Origin of the sequence: Pseudomonas vanderleydeniana, assembly GCF_014268755.2 — a bacterium.
In the GTDB taxonomy this organism is placed as follows: Bacteria; Pseudomonadota; Gammaproteobacteria; order Pseudomonadales; family Pseudomonadaceae; genus Aquipseudomonas; species Aquipseudomonas vanderleydeniana.
Genome location: NZ_CP077093.1, coordinates 90,446 through 108,782, shown reverse-complemented (window position 1 = coordinate 108,782; position 18,337 = coordinate 90,446). Strand labels below are relative to the sequence as shown.

Annotated in this window: 25 protein-coding genes; 11 read left to right on the top strand and 14 right to left on the bottom strand. The window is 60.7% G+C overall.

Annotation, left to right across the window (positions count from 1 at the left end):
• Positions 1 to 132: 132 nt before the first annotated feature.
• The 4 genes from HU752_RS00500 to HU752_RS00485 all read left to right on the top strand — a co-directional run bounded on the left by HU752_RS00500 (position 133) and on the right by HU752_RS00485 (position 2,887).
• Positions 133 to 1,059 (top strand): response regulator, encoded by a 927-nt coding sequence (locus HU752_RS00500; protein ID WP_186683699.1) that lies wholly within the window; start codon positions 133 to 135, stop codon positions 1,057 to 1,059.
• Positions 1,060 to 1,289: 230 nt separating this feature from the next.
• On the top strand, positions 1,290 to 1,622 hold the full coding sequence (locus HU752_RS00495) for a type II toxin-antitoxin system RelE/ParE family toxin (protein WP_186683698.1): 333 nt from the start codon (positions 1,290 to 1,292) through the stop codon (positions 1,620 to 1,622).
• A complete protein-coding gene (locus HU752_RS00490) occupies positions 1,619 to 1,924 on the top strand; it encodes a helix-turn-helix domain-containing protein (protein WP_186683697.1) in 306 nt (101 codons plus the stop codon). The genes HU752_RS00495 and HU752_RS00490 overlap by 4 nt, the downstream gene beginning before the upstream one ends.
• A gap of 66 nt (positions 1,925 to 1,990) precedes the next feature.
• Entirely contained in the window at positions 1,991 to 2,887 is an 897-nt protein-coding gene (locus HU752_RS00485; protein WP_186683761.1) for a peptidoglycan DD-metalloendopeptidase family protein, read from the top strand.
• Between the two features lie 32 nt (positions 2,888 to 2,919).
• Here HU752_RS00485 and HU752_RS00480 read toward each other — a convergent pair whose 3' ends face one another.
• From HU752_RS00480 to phoB, 3 genes are all read right to left on the bottom strand, one after another.
• Positions 2,920 to 4,263, bottom strand: coding sequence for a hemolysin family protein (locus tag HU752_RS00480; protein WP_186683696.1), 1,344 nt, complete (start codon positions 4,261 to 4,263; stop codon positions 2,920 to 2,922).
• 137 nt (positions 4,264 to 4,400) lie between these two features.
• Positions 4,401 to 5,723 carry a phosphate regulon sensor histidine kinase PhoR gene (gene phoR, locus HU752_RS00475; protein ID WP_186683695.1) on the bottom strand — a complete coding sequence of 441 codons (1,323 nt, stop codon included), beginning with the start codon at positions 5,721 to 5,723 and terminating at the stop codon, positions 4,401 to 4,403.
• A 43-nt stretch (positions 5,724 to 5,766) separates the two neighbouring features.
• Positions 5,767 to 6,456, bottom strand: a complete 690-nt coding sequence (phoB, locus tag HU752_RS00470) for a phosphate regulon transcriptional regulator PhoB (RefSeq protein ID WP_010447794.1) — start codon at positions 6,454 to 6,456, stop codon at positions 5,767 to 5,769.
• 153 nt (positions 6,457 to 6,609) lie between these two features.
• On the opposite strand from phoB, the gene HU752_RS00465 reads away from it, so the two are divergent.
• The gene (locus HU752_RS00465) at positions 6,610 to 6,990 is read left to right on the top strand and encodes a COG4315 family predicted lipoprotein (RefSeq protein WP_186683694.1); all 381 of its coding nucleotides are present in this window, start codon (positions 6,610 to 6,612) and stop codon (positions 6,988 to 6,990) included.
• A 142-nt stretch (positions 6,991 to 7,132) separates the two neighbouring features.
• Here HU752_RS00465 and ubiA read toward each other — a convergent pair whose 3' ends face one another.
• Both ubiA and HU752_RS00455 read right to left on the bottom strand, forming a co-directional pair.
• Complete coding sequence (gene ubiA, locus HU752_RS00460; RefSeq protein WP_186683693.1) at positions 7,133 to 8,023, bottom strand: 4-hydroxybenzoate octaprenyltransferase; 891 nt, start codon at positions 8,021 to 8,023, stop codon at positions 7,133 to 7,135.
• Entirely contained in the window at positions 8,023 to 8,586 is a 564-nt protein-coding gene (locus HU752_RS00455; RefSeq protein ID WP_186683692.1) for a chorismate--pyruvate lyase family protein, read from the bottom strand. The genes ubiA and HU752_RS00455 overlap by 1 nt, the downstream gene beginning before the upstream one ends.
• 200 nt (positions 8,587 to 8,786) lie before the next feature.
• Here HU752_RS00455 and HU752_RS00450 point away from each other — a divergent pair, with 200 nt between their 5' ends.
• From HU752_RS00450 to HU752_RS00425, 6 genes are all read left to right on the top strand, one after another.
• Positions 8,787 to 8,954, top strand: coding sequence for a rubredoxin (locus HU752_RS00450; RefSeq protein ID WP_186683691.1), 168 nt, complete (start codon positions 8,787 to 8,789; stop codon positions 8,952 to 8,954).
• A 39-nt stretch (positions 8,955 to 8,993) separates the two neighbouring features.
• Positions 8,994 to 10,142 carry an NAD(P)/FAD-dependent oxidoreductase gene (locus tag HU752_RS00445; RefSeq protein WP_186683690.1) on the top strand — a complete coding sequence of 383 codons (1,149 nt, stop codon included), beginning with the start codon at positions 8,994 to 8,996 and terminating at the stop codon, positions 10,140 to 10,142.
• A gap of 187 nt (positions 10,143 to 10,329) precedes the next feature.
• The gene (locus HU752_RS00440) at positions 10,330 to 10,605 is read left to right on the top strand and encodes an HU family DNA-binding protein (RefSeq protein ID WP_003213368.1); all 276 of its coding nucleotides are present in this window, start codon (positions 10,330 to 10,332) and stop codon (positions 10,603 to 10,605) included.
• Positions 10,606 to 10,820: 215 nt separating this feature from the next.
• Positions 10,821 to 11,252 carry a DcrB-related protein gene (locus HU752_RS00435; RefSeq protein WP_186683689.1) on the top strand — a complete coding sequence of 144 codons (432 nt, stop codon included), beginning with the start codon at positions 10,821 to 10,823 and terminating at the stop codon, positions 11,250 to 11,252.
• A gap of 18 nt (positions 11,253 to 11,270) precedes the next feature.
• A complete protein-coding gene (locus HU752_RS00430; protein ID WP_186683688.1) occupies positions 11,271 to 12,566 on the top strand; it encodes a PAAR domain-containing protein in 1,296 nt (431 codons plus the stop codon).
• Positions 12,563 to 13,096, top strand: coding sequence for a hypothetical protein (locus HU752_RS00425; protein WP_186683687.1), 534 nt, complete (start codon positions 12,563 to 12,565; stop codon positions 13,094 to 13,096). The genes HU752_RS00430 and HU752_RS00425 overlap by 4 nt, the downstream gene beginning before the upstream one ends.
• On the opposite strand, the gene HU752_RS00420 is transcribed toward HU752_RS00425, so the two are convergent.
• The 9 genes from HU752_RS00420 to HU752_RS00380 all read right to left on the bottom strand — a co-directional run bounded on the left by HU752_RS00420 (position 13,093) and on the right by HU752_RS00380 (position 18,314).
• The gene (locus tag HU752_RS00420; protein WP_225920092.1) at positions 13,093 to 13,413 is read right to left on the bottom strand and encodes a hypothetical protein; all 321 of its coding nucleotides are present in this window, start codon (positions 13,411 to 13,413) and stop codon (positions 13,093 to 13,095) included. The genes HU752_RS00425 and HU752_RS00420 overlap by 4 nt on opposite strands.
• A gap of 109 nt (positions 13,414 to 13,522) precedes the next feature.
• Positions 13,523 to 13,900, bottom strand: a complete 378-nt coding sequence (locus HU752_RS00415; RefSeq protein WP_186683686.1) for a hypothetical protein — start codon at positions 13,898 to 13,900, stop codon at positions 13,523 to 13,525.
• A 38-nt stretch (positions 13,901 to 13,938) separates the two neighbouring features.
• Complete coding sequence (locus HU752_RS00410) at positions 13,939 to 14,703, bottom strand: pentapeptide repeat-containing protein (protein ID WP_186683685.1); 765 nt, start codon at positions 14,701 to 14,703, stop codon at positions 13,939 to 13,941.
• Between the two features lie 106 nt (positions 14,704 to 14,809).
• Entirely contained in the window at positions 14,810 to 15,244 is a 435-nt protein-coding gene (locus HU752_RS00405) for a hypothetical protein (RefSeq protein WP_186683684.1), read from the bottom strand.
• Positions 15,245 to 15,279: 35 nt separating this feature from the next.
• Entirely contained in the window at positions 15,280 to 16,149 is an 870-nt protein-coding gene (locus tag HU752_RS00400; protein WP_186683683.1) for a tetratricopeptide repeat protein, read from the bottom strand.
• A gap of 184 nt (positions 16,150 to 16,333) precedes the next feature.
• Positions 16,334 to 16,924, bottom strand: a complete 591-nt coding sequence (locus HU752_RS00395) for a hypothetical protein (RefSeq protein WP_225920091.1) — start codon at positions 16,922 to 16,924, stop codon at positions 16,334 to 16,336.
• Positions 16,899 to 17,069 carry a hypothetical protein gene (locus tag HU752_RS00390; protein WP_186683682.1) on the bottom strand — a complete coding sequence of 57 codons (171 nt, stop codon included), beginning with the start codon at positions 17,067 to 17,069 and terminating at the stop codon, positions 16,899 to 16,901. The genes HU752_RS00395 and HU752_RS00390 overlap by 26 nt, the downstream gene beginning before the upstream one ends.
• Before the next feature lie 69 nt (positions 17,070 to 17,138).
• Positions 17,139 to 17,543: an immunity 22 family protein gene (locus HU752_RS00385; RefSeq protein ID WP_186683681.1), complete on the bottom strand. Its 405-nt coding sequence runs from the start codon at positions 17,541 to 17,543 to the stop codon at positions 17,139 to 17,141.
• A 111-nt stretch (positions 17,544 to 17,654) separates the two neighbouring features.
• Positions 17,655 to 18,314 (bottom strand): hypothetical protein, encoded by a 660-nt coding sequence (locus HU752_RS00380; RefSeq protein WP_186683680.1) that lies wholly within the window; start codon positions 18,312 to 18,314, stop codon positions 17,655 to 17,657.
• Positions 18,315 to 18,337: the final 23 nt, after the last annotated feature.

Below are 18,337 nucleotides of genomic sequence, written 5' to 3'. Positions count from 1 at the left end.
ATGGTCGGGCGTTTTTGTTTGTGGCGTACGAATTTTATGCGCCTTGCGAGCGATAAAATCCCGGCGTGACTGATCAGTTTTGCAAATGGCCATTAGCCAGTATGCTGGCCGGGATTTTTAGAGGAATGGTCAATGAGCAAAGTCAGTGTGTTGGTGGTGGATGACGCATCGTTCATCCGCGACCTGGTGAAAAAGTGCCTGCGCAACTACTTCCCGGGTGTGCGGACCGAAGACGCCGTCAACGGACGCAAGGCCCAGGCGATCCTGGCGCGCGAGGCGTTCGACCTGGTGCTGTGCGACTGGGAAATGCCTGAAATGTCCGGCCTGGAACTGCTGACGTGGTGCCGTTCGCAGGACGCCCTCAAGAACATGCCGTTCGTCATGGTCACCAGCCGTGGCGACAAGGAGAACGTGGTGCAGGCGATCCAGGCCGGGGTCTCCGGCTACGTCAGCAAGCCGTTCACCAACGAACAACTGCTGACCAAGGTCAAGCAGGCGCTGCACAAGGTCGGCAAGCTCGACGCGCTGATGAGCAGCGCTCCGAAGTCGAACGCGGGGTTCGGCAACGACTCGCTGAGCGCGCTGACCGGTGGCAAGCCGGCCGTCGTGTCGCCGGCGGCTCCAGCAGCCCCCGCAGCGGCACCCGCGGCGTCCAAGGGCATCCTCAACAGCCCGCCGGTGCGTCCACCGGCGCCTGCGGCGGCAGCCAGCGCGGCAACCGGTGGTCGTGGCCAGGGCCAGCTGCGCCTGGCCAGCGGCACCCAGCAATGCGTGATCAAGGCCCTGAGCATCAAGGAAGCCCTGCTGGTGGTGCGTCGTGGCGAGGCCCTGCCGCAGATCCTGGAAAGTGCCGTGCTCGACCTGGAGCAGGGTGAGAATGCCGAGGTGGCCCGCCTGAACGGCTACCTGCACGCCATCGTCGCCCACGAGCCCAAGCCGGACAGCGACTGGCTGCAACTGACCTTCCGGTTCATCGACCAGGATGCGCAAAAGCTCGACTACATTTCTCGCCTGATCGCTCGCGGCACCGCCCAGAAACACTTCGTTCCTGGCGCCTGATGCCCGCCTGGCAACCCGTTGCGGCTGACGCACCGGGTTGCCTGTCCTCATTCCTACCTCGCGTATCGAAAAGCCTTTCGTCCGAATAGTCCTTCGTCCGATTTTTTTATATCTGTTTTGATATAGATTGATCGACAAGGCATGGCCGCCAGCCAAGTCTTGCAACAACCTCGCACTCCGAACGGCTCGCTCATTGATTACGCTTTTCCTGGCAAGCACGGGAGGTATCGATGGCAAGGCACAAGGACGTGGTATTCGTGGGGAACTCGCTCAGGGATCTGCGGGCTTTCCCGCTGGAGGCGAGACGAGCGGTAGGTTTTCAGTTGGATCTTCTGCAGCAGGGTGAAGCACCTTGCGACTGGAAGCCCATGATGACGATAGGCAGGGGTGTCTACGAAATCCGTGTCAGTGACGAGAGCGGCGCATTCCGGGTGTTTTACGTGGCCAACAGGGTTGATGCCCTGTATGTCCTGCACGCCTTCAGGAAGACGACCCAGAAGACCCAGGCCAGGGATATCGAGCTGGCCAGGGTGAGATACCAGGAGATAGGAGCAAGACCATGAGCGATCATGCCAATGTTGAACGTTTTCCCTCCGTCTGGGATGCCCTGGAGGAGACGCCCCGGGAGGCGGCCAATATGCGCCTGCGCTCCAGGCTGATGATGGCGCTGATCAGCAGGATCAACGCCTGGGAGCTGTCCCAGAAGGCGGCGGCCCAGCGCCTGGGGATCAGCCAGCCGAGGCTGAACGACCTGCTCAACGGCAAGATCGACAAGTTCTCCCTGGATGCCCTGGTGAACCTGTCGGAGCCGGCGCAACTGGAGGTCGACCTGTGCTTCGGTCAGGACACGATCCAGTCGGCCTGAGTCATACAAACATCTTGGCGGCCTGCTAATCTGCTCGCCACGTTTCGTTTGGCGGCTTGCCCTATGTTGTTCCTGCGCCTGCTGTTTTCCTGTGGCCTGTTGATGGCCGCCACCTCGGCTACGGCCATGACGGTCTACAAGTACGTCGACGCCAATGGTGTCGTCACCTACAGCGACCGCCCTGCACCGGGTGCCCAGGTGTTCGTGTTTCGCGATCGGATGGTCGAGCACCTGGAGCGCCAGGTACGCCTGGACATTCGCAAGCAGAAGGGCGGTGACGAAGTGTTCGTGCGCAACGACCTGTATGCGCCGGTGGAGATCGAGCTGGGCTTCGGCGCGCTGAAGAACGTCAGCGGGGCACCCACGCAGCCGATTCGCAAGGTGTTGCCGGCGCGCAGCCAGCAGCGCCTGGCGCTGCTCAGTGCGACCCAACCCGGCCTGCCGTTCCTGTATACCCCAAAATTCCGCTACTCCCTCGGTGACCCCTCGGGCCAGGCCCAGGGCTATCGTTATCCGTTTCCCTGGCGAGGCGGGCCCTTTCGCCTGACCCAGGGGCCGAATGGCGAGTACAGTCATCACGGCGCCAAGAGCCGCTACGCGATGGATATCGCCATGCCGGTGGGCACGCCGATCATTGCGGCGCGGGGCGGGGTCGTGGTCAAGACCGAGAACGACCAGACCGGGCGCGGCAAGAACCCGGCCGGCAACTTCGTTCGTATCCTCCATGATGACGGCACCATGGGCGTCTACCTGCACCTCAAGCAGGGCTCGGTGAGCGTGCGTGAGGGGCAGCGGGTCGCCGTGGGCAGCCTGTTGGGCCTGTCGGGCAATACCGGCAACAGCACCGGGCCGCACCTGCATTTCGTGGTGCAGCGCAATACCGGGCTGGGCCTGGTGTCGATTCCGTACCAGTTCAGCCAGCCGATGGAGGCCTTGCCGAACTTCGCCGTGGGCGGGCAGTGACAGGACCAGCTAAACCCTGGTCCTGTGGGTGATCAGTCGAGCTTGAGGACCTTGGCCAGGATGATCTTCGGTCCCTTCATCTTCTTGATGATGATGCGCAGGCCCTCGACTTCCATGACCTCTTCTTCCTCCGGTACCCGCTTCAGGCTCTCGTAGACGAGGCCGGCGAGGGTTTCGGCCTCGATGTGGTCCAGGTCGATGCCCAGCAGGCGCTCGACCTTGAACAGCGGCGTGTCACCGCGCACCAGCAGCTTGCCCGGCTGGTAGGCGAGGATGCCGCGTTCGGCCTTGCGGTGTTCGTCCTGGATGTCGCCGACCAGCACTTCGAGCACGTCTTCCATGGTCAGGTAGCCGATCACCTTGCTGTCGGCTTCCTCGACCAGGGCGAAGTGCGAGCCGCCCTGGCGGAACTGTTCCAGCAGGCGCGACAGCGGCATGTGCTTGGACACGCGCTCCAGTGGGCGGGTCAGCTCGGCGAGGTTGAACGACTCGGGGATGTGGTCCAGCGCGGCCAGTTCCAGCAGCAGGTCCTTGATGTGCAGCAGGCCGACGAACACGTTGCGTTCGGCGTCGTACACCGGGTAGCGGCTGAACTTGTGGCGACGGAACAGGGCCAGGATTTCCTTGAGCGGCGCGTTGCAGTCCAGGGTCACCAGGTCTTCGCGCGAGTTGGCCCAGTCGACCACCTCCAGTTCGCCCATCTCCACGGCCGAGGCCAGTACGCGCATGCCCTGGTCGCTGGGATCCTGGCCACGGCTGGAGTGCAGGATCAGCTTGAGTTCCTCGCGGCTGTAGTGGTGCTCGTGATGCGGGCCGGGCTCACCCTGGCCGGCGATGCGCAGGATCGCGTTGGCACTGGCGTTGAGCAGGTAGATGGCCGGGTACATCAGCCAGTAGAACAGGTACAGCGGCACCGCCGTCCACAGCGACAGCAGCTCCGGCTTGCGGATGGCCCAGGACTTGGGGGCCAGTTCGCCGACCACGATGTGCAGGTAGGAAATGATGAAGAAGGCGGTGAAGAACGATACGCCCTTGATCACTTCGGGGGCGCTCACGCCGACCGCGCCGAGTACTGGCTCCAGCAGGTGAGCGAAGGCCGGCTCGCCGACCCAGCCCAGGCCCAGGGAGGCGAGGGTGATACCCAGCTGGCAGGCGGACAGGTAGGCGTCCAGCTGGCTGTGTACGGTGCGCAGGATCTGCCCGCGCCAGCCGTTCTGCTGGGCAATGGTTTCAACGCGGGTCGAGCGCAGCTTGACCATGGCGAACTCGGCGGCAACGAAGAAACCGTTGAGCAGGACCAGGAGCAGAGCAAAGAGGATCATGCCGAAATCGGCGAATATCGAGGCGAGGGTCAAGCTACTAGGGGAAGGGTCCATGATTGGGTTTTACGGGTTCCGTATTTCAATTTGAAGTTGTGTTTCGAGGCCTGAAAGGCAGGCCCAAGCCCACCAATGTAGCGGCACATGGGCCCCTTGCCTAGTGGCCTGTGCGGCTACTGGCTGGGACCCCTGGTTCAGGCGGAGAGTTCGTTCTTGTGCGCGCGCACGACCTGGGCCGGGGCGAAATGGCAGGTGAAGGTGCTGCCGTGGCCCAGTACGCTGCTGATTTCCAGGCGGGCGCGGTGGCGCAGCAGGACGTGCTTGACGATCGCCAGGCCCAGCCCGGTACCCCCGGTGTTGGAGTTGCGGCTGGAGTCTACGCGGTAGAAACGTTCGGTCAGGCGTGGCAGGTGCTTGTTGTCGATACCGATCCCCGAATCCTGCACGCTCAGGTGCGCGCCCTGTTCGTCACCCCACCAGCGCACGCGGATATTGCCCTCGGCCGGGGTGTACTTGACGGCGTTGAACACCAGGTTGGAGAAGGCGCTGCGCAGTTCGCCCTCGCTGCCCTTGAGGCGGATGTCCGGGTCGGCTTCGACGGTGATGGTCTGGTTGAGTTGCCCGGACAGCGCCTGGGCATCGTTGCGGATCGTCTGCAGCAGGGTATCGACCTGCACCGGATGGTTGTCCGAGGGGTAGTCGGTGGCTTCCAGCTTGGCCAGCAACAGCAGGTCGTTGAGCAGGGTCTGCATGCGTCCGCCTTGCTGCTGCATCTGCTGCAGGGCGCGCAGCCAGCGCGGATTCACGTCCTCGACGTTGTCCAGCAGCGTTTCCAGGTAGCCGCAGATCACCGTCAGCGGGGTGCGCAGCTCGTGGGAGACGTTGGCGATGAAGTCCTTGCGCATCTGTTCCAACTGGTGGATGCGGGTGACATCGCGGACCAGCATCAGGTGCTCGTTGTTGCCGTAGCGGGTGATGTGCAGCTGGATGCGCAGGCGGTCGTTGGTCGGCGAGGGGATTTCCAGCGGTTCGGCGTAGTTGTCCTGCTCGAAGTATTCCTTGAAGCGCGGGTGGCGCACCAGGTTGGTCACCGGTTGGCCGCTGTCCTGTGGGGTCTTGAGGCCCAGCAGGGTTTCGGCGGCGCGGTTCCACCATTCCAGGTTGCCGTCGCTGTCGAGCATGACCACCGCGTCCTTGAGCGCCGCAGTGGACTCCTGGACCCGGTCGATCACCGCCTGCAGGCGACCGCGCACGCGTTGGTCGCGGCGTTGCAGGTGATAGATGCTGTCGAACACGTCGCCCCACAGGCCGTAGCCATCGGGCGGTGCCTCGTCGGGTTTGTGCAGGCGCAGCCATTCGTGCAGGCGCAGCAGCTGCTTGAGGGTCCACACGAGGTAGGTCCCCAGGCCCACGGCCAGTGCCCAGCTGTAATAGCCGCTGATCAGGCCGACCAGCAGGCAGCCGGTTACCAGCAACAACAGATGGCGGATAAGGGTGCCGTGCCAGTTTTGATTCACTTCAACATGCGTCCTTGTCAGCAGTCAGTGCGCGAAAGCCGGTTCAGCCCTTGGTGGAAAACCGGTAGCCAGTGCCGCGCACGGTTTGTACCAGATTTTCGTAGGCATCGCCGAGGGCTTTGCGCAGACGGCGGATGTGCACGTCGACGGTACGCTCTTCGACATAGACGTTGCCGCCCCAGACCTGGTCCAGCAACTGCCCGCGGGTGTAGGCGCGTTCCTGGTGGGTCATGAAGAACTGCAGCAGGCGGTATTCGGTCGGGCCCATCTCGGCGGGCTTGCCGTCGATGGTCACGCGATGGCTGATCGGGTCGAGCAGCAGGCCACCGACTTCGATCGGCGCTTCGCCGTCGGTCGGGCCGGCGCGACGGAGCACGGCCTTCAGGCGGGCAACCAGTTCGCGGGGGGAAAACGGCTTGGTGATGTAGTCGTCGGCGCCGACTTCCAGCCCCTGGATCTTGTTGTCTTCCTCACCCTTGGCGGTGAGCATGATGATCGGTATGTCGCCGGTCAGCTCGTCGCGCTTGAGGCGGCGGGCCAGTTCGATACCCGAGGTCCCGGGCAGCATCCAGTCCAGCAGGATCAGGTCAGGTTTACGGTCGACGATGATTGCATGGGCCTGCTGGGAGTTTTCGGCTTCCATGCAGTCATAGCCGGCCATTTCCAGGGCGACAGCGATCATCTCCCGAATCGGGGCTTCGTCGTCGACGATCAGAATGCTCCTGCCAACCATGTCCCTTAATCCTCTTGTCATTGAACTGTCTTGCGCCGCATTAGATAACGAAATTATTGCAGTCATGTGACAGCTTTTCCGGCGTGCCGACGATAGTCATGTTCATGAACTAAGCTGAAAGTCCGAATCTACAACCACAAAAGGAAGGTTCTGATGACTAACTCTTCGTTTTCGCTCAAGGCCCTGCTGGTCGCCGGCGTGCTGGCCCTGCCGGCGTTGGCCACCGCTGCCGAACCCGCCATGGCCAAGGGTGGAATGCTGGTCGATTCTCATGGCATGACGCTCTATACCTTCGACAAGGATGCCGCCGGCAAGTCGATGTGCAACGGCGACCCTTGCGAGACCAACTGGCCACCGCTGGCAGCCAGCGCGACGGACAAGGCGTCAGGCAAGTGGAGCGTGATCAAGCGGGATGATGGCAAGCTGCAGTGGGCCTATGACGGCAAGCCGCTGTACACCTTCAAGGCCGACAAGAAGGACGGCGACAAGATCGGTGATGGCAAGGGCGGTGTCTGGCACGTGGCCAAGCCCTGAGGGCCCGTGAACCGGGGTTTTTCGCGACCCTTGTAGGAGCCGGGCTAGCCCGCGAAGCCCTTAGCCAATTCGAGGGCCCATTCGCGGGCAAGCCCTGCTCCTGCAGTCTGCGGTGTATCGGGTTGCTGTGGATTGAATAGGCTCAGCGCAGCGCGTAGTCCAGCACCACACCGATGAAAATCGCCAGGCCCGCCCAGTGATTGTGCAGGAACATCCTGAAGCAGCGCTGTGGATCGCGGTCGCGGGTCATCCAGAACTCCCAGGCGAAGCACGCCGCCGCCACCAGCAAGCCGGCATGGAACCAGCCGCCCAGCTCGAAACGCGAGCCGGCCAGCAGCAGGCAGCCGAGCATCAGTCCCTGCAGGGTCAGGATGATCACCCGGTCGGCATCGCCGAACAGGATGGCGGTGGATTTCACGCCGATCTTCAGGTCGTCCTCGCGGTCGGTCATCGCATAGTAGGTGTCGAAGGCTACCGTCCACATCAGGTTGGCGATGTACAGCAGCCAGGCCGCCGCCGGCAGGCTGCCGTCCTGGGCGGTGAAGGCCATCGGGATACCCCAGGAATAGGCCGCACCCAGCACCACCTGCGGGTAGTAGGTGTAGCGCTTCATGAACGGATAGCAGGCCGCCAGCGCCAGTGCGCCGAAGGAAAACCACACGGTGGTGGCATTGGTGCACAGCACCAGCACGAAACTGATGCCCATCAGCAGGGCGAACACCACCAGCGCCTCCTTGCCGCTGATTTTGCCCGCTGCCAAGGGTCGCTGCTCGGTGCGCTTGACGTGGCCGTCGACCTTGCGGTCGGCGAAGTCGTTGATCGCGCAGCCACCGGCCCGGGTCAGTACCACGCCGAGGCCGAAGATCAGCAGGTGGCTCAGCGAGGGCACGCCCTTGCTCGCGATCCACAGCGCGCTCAGGGTTGGCCACATCAGCAGGTAGATGCCGATCGGATTGGTCATGCGTGTCAGTTGCAGGAAGTCCCAGGCCCGTGGGTGCAGGCGGTTCATCGATTTGAGCAGGTTCAGGTACATCAGCAGGTCTCCTGGGCGGCATCGACGGCCTGCCACAGACTCGGCAGGAAGATCTCCGCCACCAGCAGGCTCAACGGCCCGCGATTGAAGCGTGAGCGCCGGCCCCAGAGGCGGTCGGCACGATGTTCGGCGGGCAGCCAGGGCGCCGGATAGTGGCAGACCTCGATCGCCTGGCGTTCGAAGGCCTGGTCGCAGAACAGCAGCTCACCCAGGGAACGGCTGCCCAGTTCATCCATGTTCAGCCCACCCTGCTGCAGCACGCTCTGCGCCGCCACGCTGCGGGCGAACACCCAGGGCTGGCCGTGGCCGCGCAGGTAGACCTCGCGCACCCAGCCGAGGCTGTCGAGCGGCAGGTCCAAGGCGGCGCATTCGTCGTCGCGCAGTGGTTGCCAGCCTTCGAACAGCGGCGTCACGCTGAAGGTATTGTTGCAAAGCTGTGTCAGTCGTCGGGTCAGGGAGCCCTCGTCGAACAGCCAGTCGAGGGTCCGAAGGCTGGGTGGGGGCGCCAGTCGGCTCTGTGTGAGCCAGGCGGGAGAGGCCGGAATTTGGGCGTTGTGCGACACGATGGGCAGTTGATCGGCAGCCAGTGAGGCCGCGAGCTTACCACAGGGTATCCGGCCAATTAGAGCGCCTGGGCGGTCATCGCTAGCGATCATGCTTGCATCTGCCGGCTTCGGTCAGTACAAAACGCCCTGAGCCGGGCGACAACGCTGCACCATCGATCGTCCGTGCCGACAATGCCTGGGAATCGAGGAAGTAGCGCATGAAGAAGTGGCAGTGTGTGGTCTGTGGCCTGATCTACAACGAAGCCGAGGGCTGGCCGGATGACGGCATCGTCGCCGGTACGCGTTGGGAAGACGTGCCCGAAGATTGGCTGTGCCCGGACTGTGGCGTCGGCAAGTCGGACTTCGAAATGATCGAAATCGCCTGATCGATCAATTTTCAAACAACAATGGACGTGGAGAAGGGAATGAATGCACCTGTCGTGATCGTCGGTACCGGATTGGCCGGCTACAACCTGGCCCGGGAGTTTCGCAAGCTCGACGGCGAAACCCCGTTGCTGCTGATCACCGCCGATGACGGGCGCTCCTACTCCAAGCCGATGTTGTCCACCGGCTTTGGCAAGAACAAGGACGCCGACGGCCTGAGCATGGCCGAACCGGGCGCCATGGCCGAGCAGCTCAAGGCCGAGGTGCGTACCCATACCCGCATCAGCGGCATCGACCCGGGCCACAAGCGCCTGTGGATTGGCGAGGAGGCGGTGCACTATCGCGACCTGGTCCTGGCCTGGGGCGCGGAAACCGTGCGGGTACCGGTCGAGGGCGATGCGCCCGAGGCGATCTTCCCCATCAACGACCTGGAGGACTACGCCCGTTTCCGCGCCGCTGTCGCCGGCAAGAAGCGCGTACTGCTGCTGGGGGCGGGGCTGATCGGCTGCGAATTCGCCAACGACCTGATCCTGGGTGGCTATGAAGTGGACCTGGTGGCGCCTTGCGAGCAGGTCATGCCGACCCTGCTGCACCCGGCCGCCGCGGCGGCGGTGCAGGCCGGCCTGGAAAGCCTGGGCGCACGCTTCCATCTCGGGCCGGTGCTGACCCGCCTGCAACGCGCTGGCGACCACTTGCAGGCGCACCTGTCCGACGGCGAGACCCTGGACTGCGACGTCGTGGTCTCGGCCATCGGCCTGCGCCCGCGCATCGACCTGGCCGCGGCGGCGGGCCTGCAGGTCAACCGTGGCGTGGTGGTCGACCGCTACTTGCGGACCTCCCACGCCAACATCCATGCCCTGGGCGACTGCGCCGAGGTCGACGGCCTGAACCTGCTGTACGTCATGCCGCTGATGAACTGCGCCCGCGCCCTGGCCCAGACCCTGGCCGGCAACCCTACCGCCGTGAGCTATGGCGCCATGCCGGTGACGGTGAAGACGCCGGTCTGCCCGCTGGTGGTATCGCCACCGCCACGCGGCATGGACGGCGCCTGGACGGTCGAGGGGCAGGGCGCCGACATCAAGGCGCTGTGCCGCGATGCCAGCGGTCGCCTGCTGGGTTACGCCCTGACCGGCGGCGCCGTCGCGGAAAAACTGGCCTTGAACAAGGAACTGCCGGCGTTGTTGGCGTAAACGGCGCTCCTTCTGTCGTAAATACCCTGCTTTTGCCTCTACAAAGGTCGCAGGTAGACTGGCGCGGGGCTCGGCGCCGTGCCATTCTCCTCCCGTCTGTCGCAGCGTAGAGCCTGCGGCGCTTTGGGCGCTGTTCCGGAAGAACAGCACGGACATAAAAACAAAAAACCGTCAAAGAGGCTTCACTATGCGTAAACCAGAACTCGCCGCTGCAATCGCTGAAAAAGCGGATCTCACCAAAGAACAGGCCAACCGTGTACTGAACGCGGTGCTCGAAGAAATCACCGGCGCCCTGCACCGTAAAGACAGCGTGACCCTGGTGGGCTTCGGCACCTTCCTGCAGCGTCATCGCGGCGCCCGCACCGGCAAGAACCCGCAAACCGGCGAGCCAGTCAAAATCAAGGCGAGCAACACCGTTGCGTTCAAGCCGGGCAAGTCGCTCAAAGACAGCGTCAACCCGTAAGCTTCCTGGCAGTACTCCCGGAGCAAGGGGAGTGTTGTACGAGAATGGGCACGCCGATGGGATCGGGTGCCCATTTTTATTGCCTGCCAGGAAAAAATGAGAGCGGCGTCATGGCTCGGTGAATGGTTGCGCCGGGCGCCTTGATTGTTACTAGTTATTGCTTGAAGATTCGCGGCTCATCGAGTCATCCACCTGCATGGAAAGCGTCTTCGACCATGACTGCATACCGCCTTCAGGAAGCCGACCTGGACATTCCTGAGACCTGGCAGGACCAGAGCCTCAATATCTTCAAGCTGCCCGCCGTCGGCGGCGCGCGCGAAGCCAGTTTCGTCATCAGCCGTGACCCGAGCCGTGGCGAGCTGCCATTTGCCGACTATGTCGACGCGCAATTGAAAAGCGCCGGGCAGCAGTTGCCCGGCTTCAACCTGATCAAGCGTTGGGACTTCGTGCTCAGCGAGCACGCCGCCGTGCTGCTCGACTACAGCTGGCAGCGCGAAGGCCGCGAGCTGATGCTGCGCCAGGTGTTCATCGACCGCCAGCCGGTGGGCCTGATCGCCACCTTGACCACCACGCCAAACGATCTCGTGCACCACGAGCCGGCGTGGAAGGCCGCCTTGCAGACGCTCAAGCTGCAGCCCCAGGCCTGATCGGGGGCCGTCGACCCTATGGACATGTTGGCCGCCGCCCGACTCGGCGATGAGATAGCCCACGGTTTCGGCGTGGCCGCGATGGTCGCCGGTGCCGTGGCCGGCGCGCTGATCGGCGCTGCGGTGGTGGCCGCCACCGTGGCCACAGGTGGCGCGGCACTGGCGATCATGGCCGGCTCGATCGCCGCCGGCGGGCTGTCGATGTTCCAGATCGTCAAGGGCCTGACCACGATCTTCGACCTCCCCGAACCGACGACCGGAACGTTGATACTCGGCAGCCAGGACGTTTTCATCAATCGTCGCAACGCCATGCGTGCCGGCGTCGATGCGGCGGACTCCTGCTCGGGCCTGCCGCTGAACCATCCGTACTGGCCGTTCAACGTCGAGATCGCCGAAGGCAGCGCCACGGTCTATATCAACGGTCAGCCGGCGGCCCGCCTGAAGAGCAAGATGAGCTGCGGCGCGCACATCAAGACCGGTAGCCCGAATACCTTCATCGGCGGGCCGACGGTAGCCGTGGCGTTCGTCCTGGATATCGAGGGCTGGATGCATACCGGCCTGGAGGCCCTGGGCCTGGCCGCGCTCGGCGGTGCGGCGATACTGGCGGCGATGACCGGGCTCGCCGCCCTGGGTGGCTTCGTCGTGATCGGCGGGGCGATGATGGGTGGCATGGAGCTGCTGGGCCAATTGGGCGACCGCCTGGGCCCCGGCTACCGCGACCTGCTGCAGGGCGTTGCCGGCATGGCCCTGCTGGGCATGGGGCCGAAGATGGCGCGCCTCGCCGAGACGCCGGCGCCGCGGGCGGCGGCGTACAAGGCCGGGATGACCGAGGCCGATATCATGGCGATTCCCAAGGGCAGCCGGCCACCGCCGAGCGACTACCTCGAAGGCTCGTACATCGACAAGCACCTGCAGACCTTCAAGGACGAGGGCGGCGGCTTTCTGTTCACCGCCGACGACATCTCCAATCCCAAGTACGGCTCGTTCAACCCGAACAAGTTCGTCATGGCCAAATCCGACCTGCAGGGGGTGGTGGCCGAGTACCAGAAGGCCGGCGATGTCTCTGTGCTGGAGTCGGCCCTGGGCTACGACCCCGGCTCGCTGGTGGGCAAGGACATTTACATGGTGAGCCTGGACAACCCCAAGGTACTGATGCCCACCGGCAACGAGGGGGGCGTCAACTCGCTCTGGCGTCCGGGCGGCCTGACCTATCCGGGTGGCATGCGCGAGGCGGTGCTGGACAATGTGCCGATTTCCCACGGTAATGACGTCAATGTGCTGATGTCGACCCACGATGTAGTGAAAATCCAATGAGCAACCCGTTCGACAATGTGCTGCAACTGGCCCTGGCCAACGATGAGCTGGACAAGTTCCTGGTGGGCGAGCCGTTCTACTTCCTCGAAGCCAAGGTCGACAACGACGAGCCGCAGAACGTGGTGGCGGCCTTCGACCAGTTGATCGTGCCGTACTGGCGCCTGACCCATGATGCGAGCTTCCCGACGCGTTTCGTCGCGGCCCTGCTGACCATCCTGGCGACCTATCCGGACCGCAACCGGGCGATCTACATCGCCCATGACTGGGTCTGGTACTACCGCTTCTGCCAGGACAAGCAGCGCAAGCAGCCGCAGGGCCCCTATGGCGACCTCTTCGACGTCGACCTGGGCAGCGTGGCGGTGGCGCTCAAGCGCCAGCTGGAAAGCCGCAAGGCCGACCTGCAGGCCGACACCCGCTGGGCGGGTGCGGCCTGGAACAGTCCGGACGGCATGTGGACGCCGCTGATGCGGTCGGCGCTGATGGTGCGGGACAAGCTCGGCGGGCCGGACTTCGTGCCGGCCAATGCCTAGGCGGTCATTGCCTGTGCGGGGTGGCCGGCGTCCTTGAGCAGGGCGTCGACCAGCTTCAGGTGATTGAGCAGGGCGCCGACGTTGCCGGCATTGATCAGCGAGCCTTGGGCGAACGCCCTGTGCAACGGGATCATGGCGCTGGACACGGCATGGTTGGCTTCGGCTTCCTGCAGGTTTTCCTGGAGTTGCCTGAGCATGTCCCTGAGCAGGGGATCATCCAGGGATAACGGCGCGCCCAGGTCATGCTTCTTCAGCGTACTGACCAGCAACCCCAGCGCCACGCTGGCCCGCATCAACGCTCTTTCTCGTGCATCCATTCGCCATCTCCCATGTTGACGATCCTGGTGACGACTCAAGAATAGACCACGATTGTGACCAACCCGCAAACAGAACATCGGGACGTGAAGTCGCACCCGTTGATCGACGTCAGCGGCCCACGACGGGATAGTGCTTGATGCGGCACGGATGGCTGTTGCCATCGCCCTTGCAGATACCGTCCAGGTAGCGGTAGTCGACCCGTACCGGCTGTCCTTTGCCGGGCCAGCGTTTGCGCGGGAGCGTGCTCTGGTAGTCGGGGGTTTCCGGGGTGAAGGTGAGACGTGTGCCCGTCTCCGGGCACTTTGCCGTCGCCGATTGTGGGCTGGCTTTCAGTACCTGGGCCTGTAGCTGCGGATAGGGTTGCTTCACGACCTCGGTGACGCGCAGTTCCAGGTGGCAGATCTGCCAGGTTGCGGCGTGTGCGGGGATGCACACAGTCGATAACGCCAGGGCCAGTAGCGCAGAAAGCGTGGTCTGTTTTTTCATGGTCGCGCAGTGCCCGTGTGAGAGGTTACCGGGCTGTCTCAGCCAGGTTGTTGCAGCAGCGAAATGAGCTGATCGGCGAACTCCTGTCCTTCGACCTCAACCAGGTTTTTCAGGTTGAAGAGGCCGCCACGCTGCATGGCCAGGTTCTTGAATCGGCGCTTGAGCAGGTTGTTCTGCGGGCTCTCGGGGTGGCTCGTGACCTGGGCCAGGGCCTTCCTGGCGCGTTCGGCCAGATCCCGGACGTAGAGGTGGCGGCTGTCCGTCGGCGGAGAAATCTGTTCCAGGTTGCAGTTCTTGAAGGTGACGTAGTCCAGGATGCAAGCGCTGAAATCTGCCCGGAGCATGGTGTTCGGTTGCTCTGCAACGAAGTTCACTTCCTGGAGCTTGCCGGAAAAACTGCAGTTTTCCAGCTTTCCGGCGTCGAAGGTGTTGTCGATGATCTTGCAGGTGTCGAACAGGCAATCGACCAGGACGCAGTCATTGAAGGGGCTTTGGCGAAAGTCGCATTTGATGAAAGTGCACTGGCGGAACACGCTGTCATTGAGGCCCGCGGCGCGGAAGTCGATGTTCCTGAAGGTGCATCGTATCAGCTCGGTGGCGCTGAAGAAGCGCGCGTTGGAAAAGTCGCTCTTCTCGAATCTGCAGTCTTGCAGCAGGCACTGGTCGAAGATCGGGTAGGCGAGGTTGGTGTTCTTCAGCTCGCATCCCTTGATCAGGGCCTGCTCGAAGCGGGTTTTCTCGGGCAGTGCCCAGTCTTCGCGCTTGACGCCCGAGAGCAGTTGCGATTCGGTTCGGTTGTTCACCACGTTACTCCTTCGTAGCCGTTTCCCGGATCGCCACAATGTTGTTCCTCAGGCTTGGCAAGGATTCATGCCTGGATCGGGGCCTGATGGGCGTCAGGGATGATCATCAGTATGTCGTGTCGCCTTCAAAGCTCTGCACGGCGGTTTTGTAGACCGTGCTCCAGCTATCGCCTGATGGACTCCCCATGATGTTCCTCGAACCAAAAACGTAGAGCGTGTCACCCAGGGAAATCTTTTCTTTCAAATGTTGTGCTGACTCAGGTACACGGAACTGATGAAGGAAGACCATGGGTTTCCCCTGGTGATACAACCAAGCAGGTTCGCCGACCCATTCCGGCTTTGCGTCCAGGGCAAGGAACTCATTTTCCAGCCGTTCGGTCAGCCATTTCTTCTTGTTCTTCGGTGCTTCTTGCCCGAGATACTCTTCGTAAAGAGTTTGCGCAAAATCTTCAGCCCCGTCTGCTTCGAGGGAGGCGGAATGCTTCTGCGCAACCTCTATGGCCGCGCCCCAGAAAACGTGAAAATCCGTCAGTTCGCTCATGCTTTATTCCTGCCAGACGGTAAGCTCCAAGGTGCTTAGCGCATACTGTTCATCAATGGATCAGCCAGGTCCGGTTCACCGGCTTCAATACGTTGCAACAGCTTTACCGCTTTGGGGAAGTTCTGTGCGGCCGACTTTCTCAGCCACTCTTCTGCCTTGGAAATGTCCTGCTCGACAATCCATCCGTCGAGATACATCTTTGCCAGATCGTATTGTCCGTGCGCGTTTCCGGATTCGGCCCTGGGGAAATGAAACTCGGCGGTTTGAGTCGTAACGCTGATATCCCAATAGTCACGCTTGTTGCTGTGAAACAGTCGGACCGTTTCATCGTCAACCCATTCCAGGGGGCCCAACAGCGATTCGAAAAGCCCCAGGGAGATGCCGATTCGGGTCGCGGCGATGAAACATTCAGGTGTTTTCTTGCTGCCTTGCAGCAGGACCCCGATGTGCAGGTGCTGATCACTCCGCCATGCGGCAGTGGCAGTCATGGTTTTAGTGCTGTTCTTGGCGGACTTGCCAGCGGTCCCTTCGAATCGATAGCCGCGCTTGATTACCTCAGCGTGGAGTTTGCGAATAGGCTCTTGGTCCCAGCCCTTGAGTTCGGCCAGTGCGAGCAAGGCATCGGTGATTTCATCGATCAGGGCCTTGCGCGCTTCCTCTTCCGAGGCGCTGGGCGGTAGCTTGTCGAGATGGCGAAGAGGATGTGCATAGGTAATGATATCCAGCAACGTTCGTTCCGTGACGGACGGTGCCTGTTGCAGGATGACCTTGGCGATGCCCCCCGTCGGAATCTTGAATTTACGCGCGATCAGGTAGAGATACAGCGCTGCCGCTTCTCGGCTGCACGTTGATGTGACTGGTCCGAGCGGGTATTCGATATCAAGATTGGTCAGGTATTTGCTCATGAACAGGTATCTCGTCGCGTTGGGCATTGCGTTGCCTGACGGCTTGGACCCAGACGGATAGAGGTTGAACCCACCCTCCAGGGTAATCGATTCGGTTGTTTACTCACCGCTTCTCGGTCACTCCTCTCTCGAATCGCTGTGATTGCACCAACCTTTCATGAAATAGGCGATTTCCACTTGAGGCTCATGGCTTGCCGGTCTGTTTATGGCTCTCGAATTTTTCATTCATTGTTCTTGTAGCCTTTTCAACTCTTTCGCTCGCGATGTCACTGTCTTCTCGAAGATCTTCGGGTAGTTTTTCATAGTCCATGATGTCGTCCGGAGCCAGAGCACCTTTCAAGTGTGCAATTACCCTGAATACGATATGGTCCATGCGCCAACAAATGGACGGTTCTATACCTTCAAGCTGGCTTTCGGTCGCGGATAGACTTTTCCCGCCAACCCAGAGACTGGAGTCGAAGGCAAATTTTATCTTGTCATACCCAGACATGGACTTTTCATAATCTGGATCGCTGAATAGAATTTTCCAACGCGGGAGGCCCGAAAACCGAAGGCTGCAGAAAATGGGTCGGAATAGTCGCCTGGTCGTATCGACTTCATCGATCGATGTCGGGATTTCGGTATAGAATTTTTCAAAAATCTCGATCAAATGTCCAAGATTCGGTTCTATAAGCTCGATGTAGCGGGCGATAATAAAACCAATTTCATCGTCTTTGTTGACCGCAGGTATGTAAAAAAGGTCGCCTGCTTTAGGTTTTGTCAACGCTTTCATCATTCACCGTTTTAATTGCAGGATTTATTTTCGACTCGGTGACGCGCAGTTCCAGGTTGCAGACCTGCCAGCCCGCCGCCTGTATGGGCATGCACAGCGCTGAGAGCGTCAAGGCCAATAGCACACGGGATGTGATCGGGTTTTTCATGGTTTACGTATTACCCTCGCCGGGTTGCCGCCGTAGCGGGATCGGCTGGTCTTCGTGGACAGAAAAAACTCAATCGCCCTGGAACAGGCCGATATACTTCAGGCCGTTATAGCTGTCCTTGATGGGTTGCTTGAGGACCAGATCCGCATCCTGATACCAGAAGATTGCATTGGCTTTCCTGACTCCCAAGGCATCGCAACGAGCCTTGAGGCGGGGGAGCTCGTCCTCGTCCACAGCGGCCTCGACAAGGATTTCATCCAGAGAAACTTCCTGTTCGCTGCGGGAAATGATGCCAATGAAGTCCTGATCATACCAACGGGTGCCGATGTCCTTACAGAAACCGCAAAGCTTGTAGTTGGGATCATCGAAGTTTCCTTCGACTGAGTAATCCAGTTCAAAGTAACTCATATAGTCTTCGTTCGAGGAGAAGTTGCTGCCTACCCATATATGCACGTTATTGCTATAGTTTGGCATTTATAAAAAAACCTGTTGGGAGAGAAGTGGGGATGGATTTATTTTCTACTTCTGCTGAGAAAATAAATCCGTCTCTGTGCTGGCCCTGTTTTGCTCGCCGCTCCTTGGTAATCACCTAGCTAGTCGCCGTGGGGTTTCCGATATTTTCTCTGGGTTAGCTAATATTTTTTGAGCTAATTCAAGATCGAATTTCTTGTTGCCGAATATCTTTTTGCTGTTGAGTACTTTCTGGAAAATATCGGAATCCAGGCTCAGGTTGTTTTTCTGCGCGCAAAATAGCGCAGTTAGAAAGGGGAAGGCATAGTTTTCTGGTGATTTGAGTATGCCGTCAATCAGGCATGGGGGGGCCGTTACACAGTTCTCCATATCGGAGAAATAAAATTTTACCAGGCGTTGCTGTATCTTGTTTGCGGTGGCCTCTACATCTGCTGCTGGAGGTGTTCTAATGATTCCACCTATTTCGTCGCCGAAATCTTTATTTGACTCTGCTAAAGAACTTTTGGAATAAAATGAAGAGTTTAATAGTTGGCTTTTGTAGGGAGGAGACTGGCTTATGCAGAAATCCATGGCCTCGCACTTTATGAGTTCCGCGCCAGCATAGTAGCCGTCGGCTTTGGATAGATGTTGGACATAAATTTCTCCATGCTTCTCTTTCGAAATCAGTAGGCTTATTTTGTTTTTTCCTACTTTTGTTTCAAAAATATCGGATGGTATTTTCTTTAGTTCTGTTACTAGCGTTTTTTCTAACTCTTTTCGTACTTCTGTGCCCATGGTGATCACTTGTAGATTAATAG